A 22,054-nucleotide genomic window follows, 5' to 3' on the forward strand; every position below is an offset into this window, starting at 1 on the left:
CGTCCTCAAGATGAATAATCTTGGGGGGTGGGAGTTTTTTTGTTGCATAAAACTGGAAATGAGAAACAAAAAATAATTGAGGTGAGTAATATATGCATTGGGCGTATGAAGTAGCACATGAATTAATTAGGAAACATCCAAATAAAGAAAAGTTTGTTTGTGCATCTGGAATTAGTCCGTCAGGTTCTGTTCATATTGGGAACTTTCGTGAAATCGTAACGACTTATTTCGTAGTAAGAGCACTTCAAGATTTAGGGAAAAAGACTCGTTTTATATTTTCGTGGGATGATTATGATAGGTTTAGAAAAGTTCCAAAAAATATTGATCCATCTTTTGCAAAGTATATTGGTATGCCATACTGTGATATTCCAGATCCGTATGGATGTCATAACTCGTATGCGGAGCATTTTGAAAAAGAGTTTGAAAAATCGCTTCAAGCATTTGGAATTGAAGTAGAATTTATTTATCAACATGATGAATATAGAAGCGGAAGGTATAACGAAAATATATTAGAGGCCTTGTATAAACGAAAAGAAATATATGATATTTTAATGGGTTTTAAAACTAGAGAGTGTAGTGAAGAAGAACGAGAGAGCTTTTATCCAGCTACATTATATTGTGAGAGATGCGGAAAAGATACAACAACTATTACACATTTTGATGAAGTATTAAAAACAGTCCGGTATGAATGTGAATGCGGAAATGAAAAAGAGTTATCCGTATTAAATACAAATAAAATGAAACTAAACTGGAAAATCGATTGGCCGATGAGATGGATGATAGAGGATGTTATTTTTGAACCGGGCGGTAGAGATCATTCATCAGAAACGGGTAGTTATAATGTATCAAAAGAAATTGCAAGGAAAATATTCAATCGAGAAGCGCCTCATTACGTTGCTTACGATTTTATTGGTATTAAAGGGAATCATGAAAAAATGTCTAGTTCTTCAGGGAATAGTATTACACCAAGCAATTTATTGAAAGTGTATATACCAGAAGTAATTCTCTTTATGTTTGCAAAATACAAACCAGGCGCTGCTTTTCATATTGGGTTGGATGAAGATGTGATTCGTAATTATACAGAGTATGAGCGATTGAAAGATAGTTATGAAAATAAAACGCTCAAAAATGAAGATTTATTTGATGCAATTAAAATCTCTAGAGTTGATAGTGAGATTAAAGAATATCCGAAATTTAATCAAGTAGCAGGAACGTTACCATTATTAAATTTTGATTCAACTATTTTACAGGGGATATTAAAGAAAATAGATAGGAGCTATGCATTAGATGAAATGAGAGCGATAAGTAATCGCGCAGAGTATTGGATAAGAAACTTTCAATTTGAAAAATTAATCGCGGTAAATGAGGAGAAAAATGCAGAGTTTTACTACACATTAGATGAAAGGCAGAAAGAATGGCTAGTAGAAGTTTGTAAAATACTTCGTTCTAATAAAGATTACTCTAACTTAATGGAGCAATTATATGCGATTTGTCATCATGAAAATAAAAAAATAATGAAAGAAAATCAAAAACAATTATTCACTATTATATATAAGCTCATTATGAATCAATCAAATGGTCCTCGTATACCATTATTAATACATGTAGTAGGCATAGAAAATTTCATCACACTATTAGATTTCTAAAACACAGTTAAAAGCAACGCAAGTACCAAAATTTCTAAGTACTTGCGTTGCAAATTTTACTATCGTGAATACATTTTCGGACATTCATCACCACTTGGTTCATAAAAACAATGGCTTTTAAACTGTCCTACAAATGGCTGATTATACCATTCAGGCGGACAAGCTCCAACTGGACGGAAATACCAAAGAGCCCATCGTGCAGGCCAGCGCCATTGACCTTGTAAAACTTTTCGTGCGATTTCTTTTTCTGATTCACGAGCGCGTTGATAAAAATATCCATATTGTACTGCTTCAAATCCGCCGGGGCTTTGATATACAGCGTCTCGTACGGTACGGAGTTGTTTAAAATCTAAGCAATCACAAAATACACGGTTTACTACAACGCATCCAACTAACTCCTCACCTTGGCGACCTTCGCCTTCAGCTTCAGCACGAATTAATCGAGCTAGTAAATCAACATCACTTTCGTTGTATGGAATAAGGGGCATAGTGATACCACCTTTCTGTTATAGTAAAGAGTGTATGTTATAAAACAATCTGCGTGCTTTTTTACATAAAAATAACATTTAATTTTAAGAGGAGCTTGTATAAAAAAAGCTAATTAGTAATAGTAGATAAATATAAAAGGGAGAGGTATTATGTATCGAATTCATAAAGACCATATCATTTACTCAATGTCACCAGAAAATAAGCCGTGTATGGAAGTAGAAATTGGGAGCAGTCTTGTATTTGAAACATATGATTGCTTTGAAAATCAAATCGATTCTGAAGATGTTGTGTTACAAGAATTAGATTGGAACCGAATTAATCCAGCGACTGGACCTGTATATGTTAAAGGAGCAGAACCTGGCGATATATTAGTCGTAACGATTGAAAAAATTGAAATTGCAGAGCAGGGCGTTTTAACTACAGGTGCAAACCTTGGTGTAATGGGTGATGAGTTAAATGAAAATACAGTGAAAATTGTCCCAATACATAATGAATATGTTTTGTTTTCAAGTGAACTACAAATCCCGATTAATCCAATGATTGGGGTAATTGGTACTGCACCGAAAGAAGAGAGCATTTCATGTGGCACACCGCATGATCACGGCGGGAATATGGACTGTAAAGAAATTAAAGAAGGAACAACATTACTACTACCAGTTAATGTCCCAGGAGCACTATTAGCATTAGGTGATTTACACGCAGCAATGGGTGATGGTGAAATTGGTGTTAGTGGTGTAGAGGTTGCTGGTGAGGTAACGGTAACAGTTCAAATTATAAAAGGAAAACAATGGCCATTACCAATGGCTATTCAAAAAGAAAAAATGATGACGATTGCTTCAGAGAAATTGTTAGATGATGCAGCAAATCGTGCTGTACGTAATATGGTGACATTTTTACATGAAGAATTAGCAATGTCTAAAGCTGATGCAACGCTTTTATTATCGGCAGCAGGTAATTTAAAAGTTTGCCAAGTTGTGGATCCGCTGAAAACAGCGCGTATGGAACTAGGAATGGATTATGTGGAGAAACTAGGATTTACTTTTAGTAAATTTCATATTAAATAGATAAGGGACGAAAAAGGATACTTTTGTATAAAAGCATCCTTTTTTTAATTTACTGATTTTGTGAAAAGAGGTAGTATTTATTTTATATAAGTATATTTGAGATTGTGGATTAAAAAGGAGTTCAATAATGGTCAAAATTATGATTGTAGAAGACGATATGAAAATTGCAGAACTATTATCGACACATGTTGCGAAATATGGTTATCAAGGAGTTATTGTATCGGACTTTCAAAATGTATTAAACATTTTTTTAGAAGAACAACCAGAGTTAGTTTTATTAGATATTAATTTACCGAGTTTTGATGGGTACTTTTGGTGTCGTCAAATTCGGGGAGTTTCAACATGTCCGATACTATTCATTTCGGCCCGTGAAGGCACGATGGATCAAGTTATGGCGTTAGAAAACGGTGGCGATGATTTTATTCCGAAGCCTTTTCATTATGAAGTTGTAGTGGCGAAAATTCGTAGTCATTTAAGGCGTGCATATGGAGATTATGCACCGAAATTAGAAGAACGAATGATTGAACAACAAGGTCTTTGTTTATATCCCGAAAGACTTGTATTGAAACTTAGAAATGACGAGATTGATATAACGAGAAACGAAGCCATTTTATTAGAGACATTAATGAAAAATTATCCGCGTGTTGTGAGTAGAGAAGTGTTACTTAATAAATTATGGGATAGTGAATCTTATGTTGATGATAATACATTAAGTGTAAATACAACACGTGTGCGTAAAAAGTTACAAACGTTGCATATAGAAGGTGCGATTGAAACGATTCGTAGTGTTGGATATAGATTTCATATTACTTGGGATAATGGTATAGAAAAATGATAAGGTTGTTTATACGTGATCATATACCACTTATTTGCTTTACCATAATTCAACTACTAGCTATATTTCTCGTATATTGGTTTGATGGGCATAATCATATTACAACGGCGTTATATGCAATGTTTCTAGGTGTTTTCTTTATGGGAAGTTATTTAGTGTTTCGTTATTTTACACATCGTTCTTTTTATGAGCGCCTAGCAAACCCGATGCAATCTTTGGATGAATCTGTTCAAAAATCTGATTTTGCAGCTGTATCGGCTGCTCTTCAAGAACTACTTGAGGTGCAATATCGACATTATCAAAATCAGCTGCAAATGCAAGAGAGAAAAAATAATGACCATTTAACCTTTATGAATCAGTGGATTCATCAAATGAAAACACCTTTATCTGTAATAGAATTAATTACACAGGATGAAGTAGATTCACGTTTTGAAAGTATAAATGAGGAAACTGATCGATTAAAAAAGGGATTAGAAATGGCTCTGTATGTCGCACGTTTAGAAGCATTTACACAAGATTTTTATGTAGAAAGAGTACAACTACATAAAATAGTGAATGATTCGGTACATGAGCATAAACGTTTCTTTATCCGGAATTTTGTATATCCAGAGCTTGAAATTGATAAGGACATTACTGTAGAAAGTGATGCGAAATGGTTACAATTTTTAATCGGACAAATACTATCGAATGCGATTAAATATTCATCAGGTAGTAGAGAGAAAATTAAAGTGAAAGCTTGTAAGGAAGGTAATAATGTTATACTTGAAATTGCTGATAATGGTGTAGGTATACCGAAGCAAGATTTACCAAGAGTATTCAAACCTTTCTTTACAGGAGAAAACGGTAGAGATTTTAAAGAATCAACTGGAATGGGGCTATATCTCGTATATGAAATTACGAAGCAATTAGGACATAGTGTAGAAATCTATTCAGAAGTTGGTAAAGGTACCGTTGTACGTATTATATTTTTTAATGTGTAAAATGACTCAGGCTAAAGAACTTTTGAAATAAGTTTTTTAGCCTTACTTTATATGGATTAAATGAAATGATATACAAGACTGGTATGATTCTAATAAAAGGTCGTGTAAGTATGTGTAATGACACAATAATAAATAAGGCTGTTAAATGAGAGGGATTTAATAATTTATTAATATATAAATAGTTTATTGTAAGAAAAAAGCTCGCCCTTTAAAAGAGCTAGCTTTATGAATTTTAATTAAGTAAACAAACTTAATAATTTATATCCAATTAATCCCAAAATAGTGATAGGAATCATCATTAAGAAAGAAGAATTTCGATGAGCATTAGAGCGTTCTAATACAAGAATCAAGATAATCCCGACTATGACTTCGGTATATCCAACAGGTAACATGTGACTATAGTCTTCAAAATTTAAAAGAATGTGAAGTCCATCCGTTACAAAAACTCCACTAATAAGTGAGCTTCCGAATTTATGAAGTGGATTTGTAGTATCTTTCCATAGAAAACCTGCAATTCCAAAGATAGTTCCTCCTATACATGCACATACAATCCATACAGATATAAAATAAATAGAGTGAGCTATATTTTTAATAACTATTGCATAACCATAGTAGCCTAATACCATTCCGAATAGTGCAAGGATACCAGAAAGTATAGCTGTACGCTTAGAATAACTAAAGCCAGCCACAAAAAAGGATGGAACTAACCAAACGCTTCCTAGATTAGCTAATGAATTCCAATGTCCAGGAAGTATACTTTGCCCCAATTTAGTTAGTATACCAACAATTATCCCTACTATAATCGGGATGAGAAAAATCATTAAAAACATATTTAACTTTGTGATTTTTAATGTCCTGTCCATAAAATCAATCCTTACATTAATATTTTCTGTAAAAATATAATAGCTTATTACAAGGGGATAATCAATAAAAAATTATCGATAAACAATAATTTATTGTTGGGTAATGAATAATATTTTGTTTTTATACAAAATTTATCCCGCTTTAATGGGCAGTAAGACCCCCACCTCAAAATTCAGCGAAAGCAAAGAAATTAGGTGGGGGTCGGGCTGCCCATTAAAGTCCGATTGGTTCAACTAATAATCAGTGGGGATGAAGAAAACCCCCACTGATTAAAGTTTCACTTTATATAAGAGAGAGTGCTTAGAAGTTTACTATTGGGGAAATCTAAAGGACGTAGTACAATCAATGTAATTTGTGCTTGTTCAATATGAAGCTAAGAAATGATAAATAAACCTAAAAGAAAGCAATCTTTTTAACAGCACAAATAATTGCATTTACTCATACAGTACTAGTATGGTACAATATGGTTATTAATGACGGAAAGGAATGATGGGTGGACGATGATTAACTAATCTTATTTTTAAATGTTGAAATTCAATAAATTTCAATTTCTAAAAAATAGGATTAGTCTGCCCAATTCGAAACAACGGTATTGCTATTTATATTGCGCAATAGCTTATTTGGGTATAAATAATATAATGACTAATCCTGCCAAATTTATTTGGGAGGATTTTTTTATTCTCCCTTAATGAAAGGGATCGATATTTATGAAAGAACTATTAAAATTAAATGATGTTTATGTTGAAATAAAAGAAAATATGTTGTTAGAGAAAATGAATGTGACAGTAAAACAAGGGGATGTTATCGGATTAATCGGTAAAAATGGTGCTGGTAAATCAACGTTACTTCAATTAATAAATGGGAAGATTGAACCTTCAAAAGGTACTGTTGAATGGATGCAAATGAATATGACAACAGCATATGTTGAGCAAGAAATAGAATCTTTTATTAGTAATGATGTAATTGCAAAAGAAGCAGAACTTCTTGCAAAATGGGGCGTGCCAACGAACGATTTTCATACTTTAAGTGGTGGTGAAAAGCTGAAAATTCGATTAGCAAAAGGATTTGCTGAAAATCCTAATGTCTTAATATTAGACGAACCGACAAATCATTTAGATGAGATCAGTACGGGATTTCTCATTAAACAAATAAAAAACATGAAAGGTACAGTTATCGTTGTATCGCATGATCGATATTTTTTAGATGTTGTCGCAACAAAAATATGGTCAATTGAGGACAAAAAATTAATTGAGCATAGTGGTAATTATACGAGCTACATGAAAGCACGTGAGCAAAAAAGAAAGTCGCAGCAGCGTGAATATGAAAAGCAGCAAAAAAAGATAGAACAAGTAGAAACACATATAAAAGAATTGAGTTCATGGTCACAAAAGGCACACGCGCAGTCTACAAAACAAGAAGGTGTGAAAGAATTCTATCGTGTAAAAGCGAAGCGAATGGATGCACAAGTGAAGTCAAAACGAAAACGACTTGAAAAAGAGCTGGAGAAAGCGAAAGTAGAACGTGTGAAAGAAGAGTATTCAGTTGAGTTTTCTATTCAAGCGAACAAAAAAGTAGGAAAACGTTTTTTAGAAGTGAAGCAATTAAAAAAAGACTTTCATGGGAAAGTATTATTTGAAAACGTTAATTTTACAATTCAGCACGGTGAGAAAGTTGCGATTGTTGGACCAAACGGTAGTGGAAAAACAACATTACTGAAGATGATTATGGGAACGGAAAATGCTGAAGGAGAAATATGGATTTCACCATCTGCGAACATCGGCTATTTAACACAAGAAGTTTTTGATTTACCGCTTGATAAAACACCAGAAAATTTATTTTTTAAAGAGACGTTTGAAGAAAGAGGAAAAGTCCAAAATTTAATGAAACATTTAGGGTTCCAAGCTTCTCAATGGAAAGAGCCGATTGAGCATATGAGTATGGGAGAAAGAGTAAAATGTAAGCTAATGGCTTATATTTTAGATGAAAAAGATGTACTCATTTTAGACGAACCGACGAATCACTTGGATCTACCTTCACGTGAACAACTTGAAAATACATTAGCTGAGTATAACGGAACATTAGTAATTGTATCTCACGATCGATATTTTCTGGAGAAAACAACTAACACAAAACTCGTGTTTTCAAACAATACGATACAAAAGCAGCTAGAAGAACCTACGAAAACAAGAGATGATATTGAAGAGCTACGTTTAACGTTAGAAACAGAGAGACAAGAAGTATTAGGGAAATTAAGCTTTTTAACTTCTAACGACAAAGAATATAAAGCACTGGATGAACGGTTTATGGAACTTACGAAGCAGATTAAGGCACTATAATGTATTTGTAAACGTGATTAAGGGGGATGGTTACATTCCCATCAAGCTAATCAAGTAAATTACTAGATACGAAATGCTTCTTGTTTCAAAACTAGTAAGTGATAAAAAAGTAGGCATGCTAAAGAAGCCTATTAAAAAGTGATTTTTCGCTAGGCAGCTTGTCTATGCTTCACCGTCGTGTTATACACAATCCCTAGAATATCAAAGACGGTCATATTCTTATGTCTATGATATTTACGACCGTTCTTTTTGAGCAGTTGATAAAGGCGATGCAGAATTTTTAAAAGTTCTTCTGTGCCAACCGCTATCGCTTGAAACAGTAAAGGAAAGTAATCTTTAATCATATAAATCGCTTTGTATTCACTCAGTTCCTGCTTTTTCTTTTCAAGCAGAAACTGTCGCATTTGAAACATTGTAGAAGAACAAAGGAGAATACCTATGAGTTGCCCATATAAATGACACTCTAGGTGTTCTCTTTTTATATTTTTACATTCATCAATTTCAAAGAATGACTTCCGCGTTTTAAACAAAATTTCAATCTGCCAACGAAGTGAATATAATGAATGCACGTAGTTCGTCGGTACTTCTTCTAGCGACGTGTTCGTGATATATACATTCATGCTCATTAAACGTTTACTTTTATCCTTCATGACAATGCCTTTCTTCTTTTCACGTATTGCTTGGTTTTTCAGACGTATTTGCGTTTGATCATCGGTTAAACGATGGATAATAACACGTGCTGGAAGTTTCTGATTTTGACCAATGTATGCCTCGGGGATTTCCATCGTTTCACCAGGGATTAGACCAGACAGCATTTGTGTCATATCAAGCTGGATGTATTCCGTTTGCTTTTTTAACGTACCATTGTTGTAATATTGGCTTACGTTAAGCTTGTGAAAAAAACATATTCATGTATAATACAATTGATGTATGATACATTAGTTGTAGGAGGGTGACCTATTTGAAAAGAGAAGATGCCTTAAAACTAAGAACAGATATTAAGAAAATGATTATAATAACTGGGGTTTTTGAATCTCAAAATTTGCCCAATGGGCTATTTGAAAAACCTTTACCAACTTCTCAAATGATGGCGTTAGAGGAACTAGAGGTGGAAAAATTAACTGTTTGGCAACTATCCAATAAACTTAGATTAGAGACTTCAACTGTAAGTAGATTGGTAGATAAGTTAGTAAAAAAGGGGCTTATTTATCGTGAAGTAAATGAAAAAAATAGAAGAGAACTTTTTCTGCACCTCACAGAAAAAGGTCACATAACTGTTAATTGCTTAAGAGAGCAATCCATTACATTTTATCAAAGTATTCTCAATAATTTATCAGAATCAGAACAAAAAATAGTTGTGGATGGTTTTGAATTATTTATTGATTCTATTTCTAAGTCTTTTGATTAGAGTGAGGTAAATCATAACATTTGGAGGGTAAAATGAGTTTGGATTTTGAACGTCCTATTATTGAATTAAAAGAGAAATTTGATGAATTAAAGAAAATTATGAAAGAAAATAATGTAGATTTATCGCCAGAAATTCATGTATTAGAAAAACGTTTAAATAAAATGCAAGATAAAATTCATTCTAATATTACACCTTTTCAACGAGTTCAAATTGCAAGGCTACGTAACCGGCCCACGACATTGGACTATATACCTTTATTGTTTACAAACTTTCTCGAACTTCATGGTGATCGATTATATGGTGATGATAAAGCAATGATAGGTGGTATTGCAAAATTTAAAGGGATGCCCGTTACGGTTATTGGTCATCAAAGAGGTAGAAATACAAAGGAAAATATAGAAAGAAATTTTGGAATGGCACATCCAGAAGGTTATAGAAAAGCGCTAAGACTTATGAAACAAGCTGATAAATTTAATCGCCCTATTATTACATTTATTGATACAATAGGCGCCTATCCAGGGAAAGGGTCTGAAGAACGTGGAATTTCTGAAGCGATAGCTCGAAATCTATTTGAAATGGCTACACTTAAAGTGCCAATTGTTTGTATTGTAATTGGAGAGGCATCAAGTGGTGGAGCTCTTGGCATTAGTGTCGGTAACCATATCCATATGTTAGAGTATTCATGGTACTCGGTAATTTCGCCAGAAGGAGCAGCATCTATCCTATGGAAGGACGCTAAGTATGCTCCAGAAGCTGCTGAACATATGAAAATTTCAGCAAAAGATTTAAAACATTTAGGAATTATTGATGAAATCATTCCTGAAATTAAAGGTGGAGCACAAAATGATATAAAATCACAGGCAAAAGTGATTGAATCTGTAATCGAATCATCTCTGAAAAAATTGATACTATTATCCTCGGAAGAGCTTATACAACAGCGGTATGAAAAGTATAGACAAATAGAGAATTATAAATGAAAATATTTAAAGTCCGTATTACATTTCGGAGGATTCTCGCGAAAAAATTCTAAATATTTCGTAATCAACTTCTTAAACTGGGATATGCTGATACTATTACTCTACAAAAGGTGTGTGATCGGTATGGAAAAGGAAAATTTGTTCAAATGGATGCATTATCACATACCCATCAACTTAAGAAATTGATTGTTCCCGAAAACGAAAAAATGAGCTGAATTCTCATAAATAACTGTAAAAAGGTGAAAATTTCGGTATGGGGGTATCTCAAAAGCTTAGGTTGATGGCAATGGGGGATGGTCATGGAAATAGAAAATTCCGCTAAGTTATTTAGGCTAGATTGTGGTGAAATTTACTTACAAGAGTTTTCCACTAAAGATGCAGAGAGTATTTATAACATATCCAATCAACCGGAAATAGAAAAGTTTTTACCGGACTGGAAATCGACGAAAGAACAAAGGGTTAATTGGGTTGTAAATTATGAAATACCAGAAAATAAAGCGTTTCTTCATGCAGTGAGAACTACGACTAACATAGATGATCACATATTAAGACTAGGAATATTTAAGAAAACCACAAATGAATTTATTGGATGGTGCTGCACAGGTATGAAAGAAGAACTCCCTTCACCAAACAGAGAGATAATGTATGCTATCTCAAATGAACATCAAAATCATGGCTATGCTACAAAAGCGACTAAAGGTTTAATTGACTTTTTGTTTAAAGAAACAAATTTAAATGTCCTTAACGCAATTGCTTTAATTAACAATGTAGCATCAAATAAAGTTATTGAAAAATGTGGGTTTATTTATAAGAGCCAACAGAGGATAGAAAATCAAATATATAATCATTATATATTGAGAAGATCTGAGTGGATAAAAATATAACGTTGGGTAGTAAAAGACCGATAAAGCAATCGGTCTTTTCTCATTTATATAATAAAGGTTTCATATACTTTGTATTTCCTGCTACTATACAATTATTATAAGATAGTTATGCGTTAATTTCAGTTTAAAAAAAGTTTTATTATCAGTTTTTTTAGAAATCTTACAAGCGTGTAAGATAAATGAAAGACGAATCAATATGAGCTGTAAGACAATTCATTTACACTCTGTTATGAGACGTGCAAATGAAGGGAGAATATACATGGAAATTTTACATGCAAAAAGTATTAGTAAAGTATATAAAGGGAAAGTACCTTATAAAGCATTAGTTGATATTGATTTATCAATTCAAGAAGGTGAATTTGTAGGGATTATGGGGCCATCTGGTAGTGGAAAAACAACGTTATTAAATATGGTATCTACTATTGATTCTCCATCATCGGGAGAAATTTTAATAAATGGCACAAATCCTTTCCAATTATCATCAGAAGATTTAGCGTTATTCCGCAGAAAACAATTAGGATTTGTTTTTCAATCATTTAATCTTCTTAGCACACTTACTGTAAAAGAAAACATCGTATTGCCGATGACTTTAGATGGTGTTTCCGTGCAAGAAATGAACAAGCGATTGGAAGAGATTGCAGAGAAGTTAAATATTACAGATATCTTGAATAAAAGAACATTTGAAATATCAGGGGGACAAGCTCAAAGAACAGCAATCGCTCGTGCGATCGTTCATAAGCCGCAATTATTACTTGCAGATGAACCAACAGGGAACTTGGACTCTAAATCTTCAAATGATGTAATGGAGATGCTTGATACTCTAAATAAAGAAGAAAAAGCAACGATGATGTTAGTTACACATGATCCGTATGCAGCGAGCTTTTGCAGCCGAGTAATCTTTATTAAAGATGGTCAACTATATAACGAAATTTATTGTGGTGAAAGTAGGCAAACTTTTTATCAAAAGATTATGGATGTCCTTTCTTTGTTAGGAGGAAAAAGGCATGACTTTTCGTCAGTTCGCATTTAATAATATTTTTCGCAATAAGCGTACATATGCTGCTCATTTTTTAAGTAGTGCATTTTCTATTATGATTTTCTTTACGTATGCTCTTTTATTATTTCATCCTGATTTACAAGGTGAGTTGAAATCGACAAGTGCAACAATAAGTGCATTTGGTACATTGGGATTTTCAGTTTCGCAAGGATTGATTTTTGTATTTTCATTTTTCTTCATTTTATATTCAGTTAGTTCGTTTTTAAAAACGCGTAAGAAAGAATTTGGCGTTTTAATGATGCAAGGTATGTCAATGAGACAGCTTAAAAAGTTATTGTTAATTGAAAATATGTTAATTGGTTTTGGTTCAATATGTATAGGTATTCTTATTGGACTCATATTTTCTAAACTAGTTTTATTAATAAGCGCAAGTGTATTAATGATTAGTAACGGCTTGCCTTTTTATATACCAGTACAGGCTGTATTATTAACAATCATTACATTTCTGTTCTTATTTTTAATTGTTTCGCTAGTAACATTTAAAATGATAAAAGTTACAGAGCTTGTGGAACTGATTCAAGCAGGAGAAAAGCCAAAACCTGAACCAAAATCGTCAATTTTATTATCAATTTTTTCTTTATTTAGTATAGGGTATGGCTATATTTTAGTATTTCGCTTTATCCCAAATCATAGTTTTATTGTGCTAGGAATAGGAGTATTCCTGGTGATTATTGGAACGTACTTTTTATATACACAGTGTAGCGTTTATATATTGCATCTTGCTAAAAGGAGAGAAACTTTCTTTTTAAAGAGAACAAATATACTAACATTTTCAGAATTAATTTATCGTATGAAAGATAATGCAACAATGTTTTTTATAGTATCTATTATATCAGCAGTTGCTTTTACAGCAATTGGCACGACAGCTGCTCTTGGAAATAAAGATTTAGTAAGGATGACGAATCCGTATACATTACTATACATGGCTCCTGAAAACAACAAAATAGCGGATAAACATCTCTCTATTATAAAAAACCATCTGGCTGATGCTAATATTCCGTATCGAATGGCTTCATCTTCATATATATATACAGAAAGTAATGTATATGTAATGAAATTAAGTGAATATAACGAACTTGCGAGAGCGCTAGGGTATCAACAAGAAACGATTGAAAAAGAAGATGAAATGTTATTAATTCCTGGAATGGTATCACAAAAACAAGAATTTAAAAATGGTGATTATAAGAAGAATATTGAAGTCATTCAAGGCGATTGGACAAAGACATTTCATGTGAAAAAAACTGTCGATAATTTAGTTTTGCCACATGATACGAAAGGGATATATATTGCTATTCAAGATCATGTATATGATGGAATTCCACTTAATAGTGGTCCAGATAATGAAGATATTATTCAATATCGTACTTACGGATTTGTTGTAGATGATTGGATAAAAACGAAAGAGGTTTCAAACCAATTAAATAATATATTTGATCAAGAACCTAGAGATATACATTTTGAATTTAGAGCACTAACAATAGAGTTGTTAAGTGCAAAACAAACGAATGGGTTATTACTTATGGCTAGTGTTTTAGTCGGAATCGTTTTCTTCACATTTGCTGCTAGTTTTATTTATTTCCGATTATATACTGATTTGAATCGTGATCAACAGCAGTATAAGATGATTTCGAAAATGGGGTTAAGTAAACGGGAGCTAAAGAAAGTTGTAACGAGACAGTTATTATTAATGTTTTTCTTACCAATTGTCGTTGCAGTAATACATACTGTAGTCGCTTATATGGCATTACAACAATTAGTCGATTTTTCTATTCTAAATAGCTCTATCGTCATTTTAATTTCATTTATATGTATACAAGTTTTATATTTCTTTATAACTCGTTGGCGTTATTTACAAAAGCTTCATAAGACAATGGAACAATAGAGAAAATCAGCAAGTAAGATTGCAGAAAAGCATGTAAAAAAACAATTTGAAGTTATGGAAGGAACTGTGATGAAAAAACAATTATCTATTTTCATATTAAGTATATTATTGTTATTAAGTGTAAGTGCATGCTCTAAAAACGAAAACAGATTTCCAGCTAACGGTGTGTTAATCATTGGAGATGAGAATCATACTGGAGCAATTATGAATCGTTATAAGGAAAACACGAAAGAACAGGAAGCTTTTGCAGTGAAAACAGGTAGATTTGACCAAAAAAGGGTTCTGATAATAAATGAATCTACTGCACAAGCGATGATGAATGCAAAGCTTTTTCGTAAACGTGATCAAGCATCCCTTTCTAAAACGTTAGATACGTTGCCGAATTTTCCAAAAGAAAGTTCCCTATTATTTATAAATGAAGAAGAAAAGAATATAAAAAGTATTGAAATAGAAGGAAACAAGATACCTGTTACATATGGTAGTGATGCTTGGCTTGGCAATAAACGTGACTATGGAGCACTATGGTATATCGTTGTGGCGAAAAATAGTGTGTATAAAGAAATAAAAGCAAATGAAACGAATATGCAACTTCTACACTTGAAAAAGTCATTAGGTGATGAAAACCCTAAAATATCGACAGATAATACGTTGATTAATGAAAAAGTAAAAGTAAGAAAGTTAATTGAAGGTTATAGAGATGAGGTATCAATTCAGTTTGTAACGATTGGAGAAAAATCTTAAAAAAGAGCTCGAGGTTGATGGATACTTTATCAACCTCGAGCTCTTTTTAATACCGTTTAAATAACTTACATTACTTCATTTAATCGAGTCTCACTCGTTTCTTCAATCGCATTTGAATTTTGAACTGAATTATTTTGTGCTTCTTTTTCTTTACGAGCCTTTTGTAGCATTTCAAGTATAATCCATAAAGGAACACCTTTATCTTTTAGCATCTTCCATAAATCTAATTCATTAAATTTATGCTCAGGTTGTTTCATTTCTTTTTCAGATAAACGAATATCAAATTTGATGGAATCATTTGATATTCGTTTATCTTCAAGTTTAGTAGAAGAGATAGTATTATGCTCAAGATGAGATGGAGTTATTTTAGTAGGTTGAGATAATGTATGAATATTGAATCCGATTTGCATGCCTTTTCCTCCTTTTCAAGCAATGAGATTAGTTTTCTTATGGTTTTTAAATCTTTTTAACATGAGGAAACTATATCTAATTATAAATCTAAATAAATAGATTTACAAGTTATATTGTAAAAAGTAAATATTTGCTTGAATTAATATTTATCAACAGTTGTATATGTTTTCTATATATACAATGTATATAAAATACTTTACATTATGTTTAAGTTGTTAAATTATTCTGTTAATTTTTTCAGGAAGAAAAATGTAAACGTTTTATTAGGGGGGAGAAAGTATGGGGAAGTTATTTTTAAAAATATGTTTTTTTGCATTAGTGACCGTATGTTCATTCGCAGCGAAAATATCATACTCTGAAGAGAGGCAACAAAATAATTATCCTATCATATTGGTGAATGGATTTGCTGGATGGGGTAGAGAAGAAATGCTTGGCGTAAAATATTGGGGTGGTGTTCATGATATACAGGAAGATTTGAAACGAAATGGTTATACGGTACATACCGCAGCTGTTGGACCTGTTTCTAGTAACTGGGATCGTGCATGTGAATTGTATGCACAAATTAGCGGTGGGACAGTAGACTATGGTGCAGTCCATGCTGAGAAACATGGACATAATCGTTTTGGCAGAACTTATAGTGGTTTTGCGCCGAATTGGAGTGAAACAAATAAAGTTCATTTAGTTGGACATAGCATGGGTGGACAAACGATTAGAACATTAGTACAGCTATTAAAAGAAGGTAGTTTTGAAGAAAAGAATTATGTGAAAAATCACCCAGACACCAAAATATCACCACTATTTGAAGGCGGAAAATCATACGTTCATAGTGTTACAACATTAGCAACCCCTCACAACGGTACAACACTTGCGGATGGTAGTCTTCTACTGCCGTTCGTTAAAGATTTACTCATTACAGCTGCAAGCTTTGGAGGAAACAATAATTTATCATTATATGATTTTAAATTGGATCAATGGGGTATAAAGAAGAATGCTGGAGAGTCCTTTTTCCAATATAGTAATCGTATTCTAAATAGTTCACTTTGGAAAAATACAAAAGATATAAGTCAATGGGATTTAAGTACAGATGGTGCAAAGGAGTTAAATAATTGGGTAAAGACGCAACCAGATGTGTATTATTTATCCTATAGTGGACATGCATCACAAGCAGCACCTATAACAGGTTTACATTTGCCTCATATAACGATGAATAAAGTGTTAATGGGAAATGCATTTTTCTTAGGTTCTTATGCGAGATATGAAGAAAACCGTCCGCTAGTTGATACTTCTTGGTGGCAAAATGATGGTGTAGTAAATACAAATTCTATGATTGCACCATCTTCTAATGTTACTGTAAATAATAATGAGTCATTACAGATTGGAAAATGGAATCATATCGAAACGAAAGCGAATTGGGACCATCTCGACATGATAGGGTTAAGTGTTTCAGACTCGTTAGGTTTTTCTAGCATTCAAGAGTTTTATAGAACAATTGCTGAAAAGCTATCACGTTTACCGAAATAGGTAATAATAAAGCGCTCTCGATGGAATTCGAGAGCGCTTTATATTATATTGAAAGAGGGATTTGGTAGAAAAATATGGGGGGATATTATGAAAATTCAAGTTGTATTATCAGGATACGGAACAGTAGGTAGAGAGTTTATAAAATTATTAAATGAAAAATATTCATATATATATGAAACATATGGGATTCAATTAGTTGTAAGCGGCGTATTAGGGAGAAATATTGCAATACATAATGAAGACGGCTTATCACTTCATCATTTATTAATGTATGGTGGCGGTACCGCTGCAATTGAAAAATATTTAGAGTATCATCCGAAGGAACGTGCAACAACTAGCATAAGTGGTACTGTATTGGTAGAATCAACAGTTACAAATCTTAAAGATGGAAATCCAGGGAAACAATATATGAAACAAGCGATTGAAAAACAGATGGATATAGTAGCAATTTCTAAAGGTGCGCTCGTTACAAACTGGAGAGAAATAAATGAAGCAGCAAAAGGCGCAAATATACGAATTCGATATAGCGGTGCAACAGCCGCTGCACTACCGACACTAGATATTGGACAAGTTAGTTTAGCCGGTTGCAGTATTGAAAAAATAGAAGGAATATTAAATGGAACAACTAATTATATTCTTACGAAAATGTATGAGGAAGATATGACATTTGAAGAAGCACTGAAAGAAGCACAAAATAAAGGAATTGCTGAGACAAACCCTATATTAGATATAAGTGGTTCAGATAGTGCGTGTAAATTGTTACTTTTGACAAACAGCTTAATAGAAACAGAGAAAACACTTACTGATATACATATAAAAGGAATCGAGCACGTTACAAAACAGCAAATTCGAAATGCTAAGGAACAACATAAAATTATTAAATTAATAGCATCAACATATAAGGATGAGGGAGGCAATGTGAATTTAAATGTTGAACCGTGCCAAATAGAAAAAGATCATCCGTTAGCAAAAGTAAATGGAACCGAAAAAGGAATTACGTTCTTTACAGATACGATGGGACAAGTTACTACAATTGGTGGGGCTTCTAATCCAAGAGGCGCTGCAGCTGCAGCTTTAAAAGATGTAATAAACTTATATCGAAAAGATTTGTAAGACCGTACCGCCCTTTATAAAAAATACATATGCCGTGGACCTTTTGAGAATGAAATAAATATGCAAAAATGATTGCAGGGGGTAAGAAATTGTTTAAGGATTTTAAAGTTGTTAAAGAACGTCCCGTTTATATTCAATTGAAAGATTATTTGAAGAAAATGATTATGAAAGGGCATTTGCTCGGGGATCAAAAAATCCCATCAACAAGGGAACTAAGTGAATTACTAAGTGTGAGTAGAAACACTGTACTCGCTGCTTATGCAGATTTAGAGCAAGAAGGACTCATTTATGCAGTTAAAGGAAAAGGGAACTTTGTTGCCAAGGTGGATATATCTAACACTTCGTCTGTTGAAATAGATTGGAAAAATAAACTTAATACAGTAACCGCATTAGCGGACGAATTAGATTTAATGAAACATGGTGTTCGTTGGGAAAAGGGAATGATTGTTTTTAATAGTATAGCCCCGGATGAGAAGCTATTTGATGTTGAAAATTTCAAAAGAGCTTTTCTTACTCGTATGTCCATTGAAGGGGACATCGTATTGAACTACGGATATGCAAAGGGATATAGACCGTTAATGAATTATTTACTTCATTACATGGAAATGAAAGGTGTAGACATTTCGAATAAAGATATTCTAATTACAAATGGATTTACAGAAGGATTGGATATTGTACTCTCTTCTTTATCAAAAAAATCCGGTCGTGTCATTTGTGAGAATCCAACTCACCATGCTGCACTTAAGCTTTTCCGTTTACATGGACTTGAAGTTCATGGGATTGATATGCATGAGGATGGTATTGATACGAATGAAGTTGAAAAAAGTTTGCGTGAAAAAGATTTTGATTTTGCTTATTTAATTCCTTCTTATCATAATCCAACCGGTATTGTTACGAGTTCAGAGAAAAGAACGGAATTGATGAGGTTATTCTCAAAATACAACGTTCCTATTATAGAGGACGGATTTAATGAAGAATTACGTTATTCAGGTTCACATTTAGCTCCATTATTAACTTTTGCGGGAGCTGGCAATAATGTGATTTATATTAGTAGCTTTTCAAAGGTGCTTTTCCCTGGTTTACGTGTAGGCTGGATTATTGCAGATAAAGAGCTGATTCATTATTTAGAAAGCGTAAAAAGAGCAAGAACGATTCACACATCTACGCTAGATCAAGCTGTTCTGTTTCAATATTTACATGAGGGATATTTTGAAAAATATTTAAAAAAGGCAAGATCTGTTTATAAGAAAAAATATGAGTTAGCTGTCGGGGCATGTAACCAGTACATTCCTTTTAAAAGAATGACTGGAGATGGTGGACTTCATTTATTTATAGAGCTAGAAGAGCATATGAATGCCCGCACACTTTTACAAAAGTGTTATGAGAAAGGCGTTACGTTTTCACCTGGAGATGTTTTTTACTCTGATGGAGAAGGAGCAAACACTTTCCGATTAGGGTTTTCGCGCTTGAAAGAAGAAGAAATAGTTCGTGGAATTAAAATAATTGGTGATACATTAAAAAATGAAATTTGGAGTTGAGAAAATGAAAATCGGTGTTATTATGGGCGGGGTATCGTCTGAAAAACAAGTTTCAATTATGACGGGGAATGAAATGATTGCTCATTTAGATAAAAATAAGTATGAAATAGTTCCAATTACATTAAACGAAAAAATGGATTTAATTGAAAAAGCGAAAGACATTGACTTTGCATTGCTCGCATTACACGGAAAATACGGAGAAGATGGGACAGTTCAAGGAACACTGGAGAGTTTAGGGATTCCTTATAGCGGAAGTAATATGTTATCTAGCAGTATATGTATGGATAAAAATATTTCGAAAAAGATTTTACGTTATGAAGGTGTAGAAACACCAGATTGGATTGAACTTACAAAAATGGAGGATCTAAATCTTGATGAGTTAGATAAGTTAGGATTTCCATTAGTGGTAAAACCAAACTCTGGCGGATCGAGTGTCGGGGTGAAAATCGTTTACAATAAAAATGAATTGATCTCAATGCTAGAAACTGTATTCGAATGGGATTCTGAAGTAGTAATTGAGAAGTATATAAAAGGTGATGAAATTACATGTTCTATTCTGGATGGAAAACAGTTACCTATAGTTTCAATTCGACATGCAGCCGAGTTCTTTGATTACAATGCAAAATATGATGATACTAGTACGGTTGAGGAAGTTATCGAACTTCCAGCAGAAATTAAGGAACGTGTAAATAAAGCTTCACTGACTTGTTATAAAGCATTAAAATGTAGTGTTTATGCAAGAGTTGATATGATGGTGAAGGACGGAATTCCATATGTAATGGAAATTAATACATTACCAGGGATGACACAATCAAGCCTATTGCCCAAAAGTGCAGAAGCAGCGGGAATTAGTTATAGCAAACTATTAGATATGATTATTGAAACATCATTAAAAGTTAGAAATGAAGAAGGGTTTTAAGGAGATTATATAACGAATTCTTTTGACAGTTTCACGAAGTATGCTATGATGAATACATTATAAAAACAAAATATTTATCCACTAGGGGGGCCTTTTATAGGCTGAGATCAAATGTGATTTTGAGACTCTTAGTACCTGATCTGGTTAATGCCAGCGTAGGGAAGTGGGAAAGACGTTGCTATTTAATGAGTAAATAAATACTGTCAATTTCACTTTCTTTACGCCTGTAAAGAAAGTTTTTTTATTTTACAGCTTTAATAATTGTGGATAAATACTTATATTTTATACATTATTGGAGGGATTTAAATGACTTTTTCACAATCATTACGTAAAGAAGTAGATTCAATTTGGGAAGCGAGTTTTAACCATCCTTTTGTAAAAAAACTTGGTGAAGGAACGTTAGATTTAGCTAGTTTTCGTTATTATGTGCTTCAAGATTCATATTATTTGAGTCATTTTGCTAGAGTACAAACTTTAGGAGCTGCAAAAGCTCTTGAATTAGAGACGACAGCTCGTATGGCACATCATGCTCAAAATACATATGAAGCAGAGTTATCTTTACATGAGAATTTTGCTAAAAAACTAGGGATAACGAAAGAAGAAAAAGATAATTTTATTCCTGCGCCAACTGCATATGCGTATACTTCACATATGTATCGTGCTGCGTATGAAGGGCATTTAGGAGATATCATTGCAGCAATTTTACCTTGCTATTGGTTGTATTATGAAATTGGCGAACGCTTAAAAGAGTGTCAGCCGGAAGAGCCAATTTATAACGAATGGATTTCTGCTTATGGATCTGATTGGTTCCGTACGCTAGTTGAAGAACAAATTACACGTTTAGATACTATCGCTGAAAAAGTAACAGAGGCAGACCGCAAACGTATGAAACAGCATTTTATTATTAGCAGTCAATATGAATATTCATTTTGGGAAATGGCTTATACATTAGAAAAGTGGCCAGTGGATACAGACGTAAAAGACGTAATTGGATAAAGAATAGAAGTAATGTTATAGATAGGTCTGGATCATACCTATCTATATATTTTTTCTTGTCAAATTTGCGTAAAGTCATTAGTGCTACGGATATGGCGAAATAGAATATCGATAATTTAGCTCATTTACTTGTCTACGCATTAACTGGATAAACTTCTGTCACATTTATTTTACAATTAAAGAACGTAAATGTTAGTGGTATGAAGTTAAATAAGAAAAGAAACCCGAGCTATTAGCTGTAACGGAGTTGTTTTTTCTTTGCAGGAATTTCTAAATTATCATGGAGTGTTGTTAATACGATATGCAAATATGCATATCGTATTTTTTTGAGCTCTTTATGTGTTAAAATTAGATATAGAGATATAGAAATATAAAGAAGCAAAAGCAGGAATA

General features: G+C 33.0%; 19 protein-coding genes, 1 pseudogene, 1 riboswitch and 1 other annotated feature (1 of these 22 only partly in view). Of the genes and pseudogenes, 16 read left to right on the forward strand and 4 right to left on the reverse strand.

What is annotated here, in order from left to right; translation table 11 throughout:
- Positions 1-10, forward strand: a binding site (T-box leader); it begins 247 nt to the left of the window's first position.
- 82 nt (positions 11-92) lie between these two features.
- Positions 93-1,646, forward strand: a complete 1,554-nt coding sequence (lysS, locus tag ACTFR3_RS00415; RefSeq protein WP_048538119.1) for a lysine--tRNA ligase — start codon at positions 93-95, stop codon at positions 1,644-1,646.
- A gap of 59 nt (positions 1,647-1,705) precedes the next feature.
- On the opposite strand, the gene ACTFR3_RS00420 is transcribed toward lysS, so the two are convergent.
- Positions 1,706-2,134, reverse strand: coding sequence for a cell wall hydrolase (locus ACTFR3_RS00420; protein ID WP_001128402.1), 429 nt, complete (start codon positions 2,132-2,134; stop codon positions 1,706-1,708).
- A gap of 150 nt (positions 2,135-2,284) precedes the next feature.
- Here ACTFR3_RS00420 and ACTFR3_RS00425 point away from each other — a divergent pair, with 150 nt between their 5' ends.
- From ACTFR3_RS00425 to ACTFR3_RS00435, 3 genes are all read left to right on the forward strand, one after another.
- On the forward strand, positions 2,285-3,199 hold the full coding sequence (locus ACTFR3_RS00425) for an acetamidase/formamidase family protein (RefSeq protein ID WP_017656684.1): 915 nt from the start codon (positions 2,285-2,287) through the stop codon (positions 3,197-3,199).
- A 127-nt stretch (positions 3,200-3,326) separates the two neighbouring features.
- On the forward strand, positions 3,327-4,034 hold the full coding sequence (locus tag ACTFR3_RS00430) for a response regulator transcription factor (protein WP_000238994.1): 708 nt from the start codon (positions 3,327-3,329) through the stop codon (positions 4,032-4,034).
- The gene (locus tag ACTFR3_RS00435; protein ID WP_002183605.1) at positions 4,031-5,014 is read left to right on the forward strand and encodes a sensor histidine kinase; all 984 of its coding nucleotides are present in this window, start codon (positions 4,031-4,033) and stop codon (positions 5,012-5,014) included. The genes ACTFR3_RS00430 and ACTFR3_RS00435 overlap by 4 nt, the downstream gene beginning before the upstream one ends.
- Positions 5,015-5,250: 236 nt before the next feature.
- On the opposite strand, the gene ACTFR3_RS00440 is transcribed toward ACTFR3_RS00435, so the two are convergent.
- A complete protein-coding gene (locus ACTFR3_RS00440) occupies positions 5,251-5,877 on the reverse strand; it encodes a DUF6518 family protein (protein ID WP_440044051.1) in 627 nt (208 codons plus the stop codon).
- Positions 5,878-6,585: 708 nt separating this feature from the next.
- Between ACTFR3_RS00440 and abc-f the strand changes: the two genes are divergently transcribed.
- Positions 6,586-8,214 (forward strand): ribosomal protection-like ABC-F family protein, encoded by a 1,629-nt coding sequence (gene abc-f / locus ACTFR3_RS00445; RefSeq protein WP_440044052.1) that lies wholly within the window; start codon positions 6,586-6,588, stop codon positions 8,212-8,214.
- A 149-nt stretch (positions 8,215-8,363) separates the two neighbouring features.
- On the opposite strand, the pseudogene ACTFR3_RS00450 reads toward abc-f, so the two are convergent.
- A pseudogene (locus ACTFR3_RS00450) lies at positions 8,364-9,092 on the reverse strand (IS4 family transposase); the annotation flags it as partial.
- Between the two features lie 83 nt (positions 9,093-9,175).
- Between ACTFR3_RS00450 and ACTFR3_RS00455 the strand changes: the two are divergent.
- The 6 genes from ACTFR3_RS00455 to ACTFR3_RS00480 all read left to right on the forward strand — a co-directional run bounded on the left by ACTFR3_RS00455 (position 9,176) and on the right by ACTFR3_RS00480 (position 15,163).
- Positions 9,176-9,622 carry a MarR family winged helix-turn-helix transcriptional regulator gene (locus ACTFR3_RS00455; RefSeq protein ID WP_000817658.1) on the forward strand — a complete coding sequence of 149 codons (447 nt, stop codon included), beginning with the start codon at positions 9,176-9,178 and terminating at the stop codon, positions 9,620-9,622.
- A gap of 32 nt (positions 9,623-9,654) precedes the next feature.
- Entirely contained in the window at positions 9,655-10,599 is a 945-nt protein-coding gene (locus tag ACTFR3_RS00460) for an acetyl-CoA carboxylase carboxyltransferase subunit alpha (RefSeq protein ID WP_000050722.1), read from the forward strand.
- 299 nt (positions 10,600-10,898) lie between these two features.
- Entirely contained in the window at positions 10,899-11,483 is a 585-nt protein-coding gene (locus ACTFR3_RS00465) for a GNAT family N-acetyltransferase (RefSeq protein WP_000402112.1), read from the forward strand.
- A gap of 259 nt (positions 11,484-11,742) precedes the next feature.
- On the forward strand, positions 11,743-12,513 hold the full coding sequence (locus ACTFR3_RS00470; protein ID WP_000404283.1) for an ABC transporter ATP-binding protein: 771 nt from the start codon (positions 11,743-11,745) through the stop codon (positions 12,511-12,513).
- Complete coding sequence (locus tag ACTFR3_RS00475; RefSeq protein ID WP_000144159.1) at positions 12,488-14,422, forward strand: ABC transporter permease; 1,935 nt, start codon at positions 12,488-12,490, stop codon at positions 14,420-14,422. The genes ACTFR3_RS00470 and ACTFR3_RS00475 overlap by 26 nt, the downstream gene beginning before the upstream one ends.
- A 69-nt stretch (positions 14,423-14,491) precedes the next feature.
- Positions 14,492-15,163, forward strand: coding sequence for a lipoprotein BA_5634 family protein (locus tag ACTFR3_RS00480; protein ID WP_000744467.1), 672 nt, complete (start codon positions 14,492-14,494; stop codon positions 15,161-15,163).
- Positions 15,164-15,228: 65 nt separating this feature from the next.
- Here the strand turns inward: ACTFR3_RS00480 and ACTFR3_RS00485 are convergent, their stop codons facing one another.
- A complete protein-coding gene (locus ACTFR3_RS00485; protein WP_440044054.1) occupies positions 15,229-15,573 on the reverse strand; it encodes a DUF3914 domain-containing protein in 345 nt (114 codons plus the stop codon).
- A gap of 280 nt (positions 15,574-15,853) precedes the next feature.
- Here ACTFR3_RS00485 and ACTFR3_RS00490 point away from each other — a divergent pair, with 280 nt between their 5' ends.
- The 5 genes from ACTFR3_RS00490 (at position 15,854) to tenA (ending at position 21,661) form a co-directional block, all read left to right on the forward strand.
- The gene (locus ACTFR3_RS00490; RefSeq protein ID WP_440044055.1) at positions 15,854-17,095 is read left to right on the forward strand and encodes an esterase/lipase family protein; all 1,242 of its coding nucleotides are present in this window, start codon (positions 15,854-15,856) and stop codon (positions 17,093-17,095) included.
- A gap of 87 nt (positions 17,096-17,182) precedes the next feature.
- Positions 17,183-18,208: a homoserine dehydrogenase gene (locus ACTFR3_RS00495; RefSeq protein ID WP_000701758.1), complete on the forward strand. Its 1,026-nt coding sequence runs from the start codon at positions 17,183-17,185 to the stop codon at positions 18,206-18,208.
- Positions 18,209-18,297: 89 nt separating this feature from the next.
- A complete protein-coding gene (pdxR, locus tag ACTFR3_RS00500) occupies positions 18,298-19,746 on the forward strand; it encodes a MocR-like pyridoxine biosynthesis transcription factor PdxR (protein ID WP_000471644.1) in 1,449 nt (482 codons plus the stop codon).
- Between the two features lie 4 nt (positions 19,747-19,750).
- Positions 19,751-20,665, forward strand: coding sequence for a D-alanine--D-alanine ligase (locus ACTFR3_RS00505; protein ID WP_000690435.1), 915 nt, complete (start codon positions 19,751-19,753; stop codon positions 20,663-20,665).
- Positions 20,666-20,738: 73 nt separating this feature from the next.
- A riboswitch (TPP riboswitch) is annotated at positions 20,739-20,844 on the forward strand.
- Positions 20,845-20,971: 127 nt separating this feature from the next.
- On the forward strand, positions 20,972-21,661 hold the full coding sequence (gene tenA / locus ACTFR3_RS00510; RefSeq protein ID WP_000144509.1) for a thiaminase II: 690 nt from the start codon (positions 20,972-20,974) through the stop codon (positions 21,659-21,661).
- Positions 21,662-22,054 lie beyond the last annotated feature (393 nt).

This window comes from Bacillus cereus group sp. MYBK14-1 (assembly GCF_051916885.1).
Classification (GTDB): Bacteria; Bacillota; Bacilli; order Bacillales; family Bacillaceae_G; genus Bacillus_A; species Bacillus_A cereus.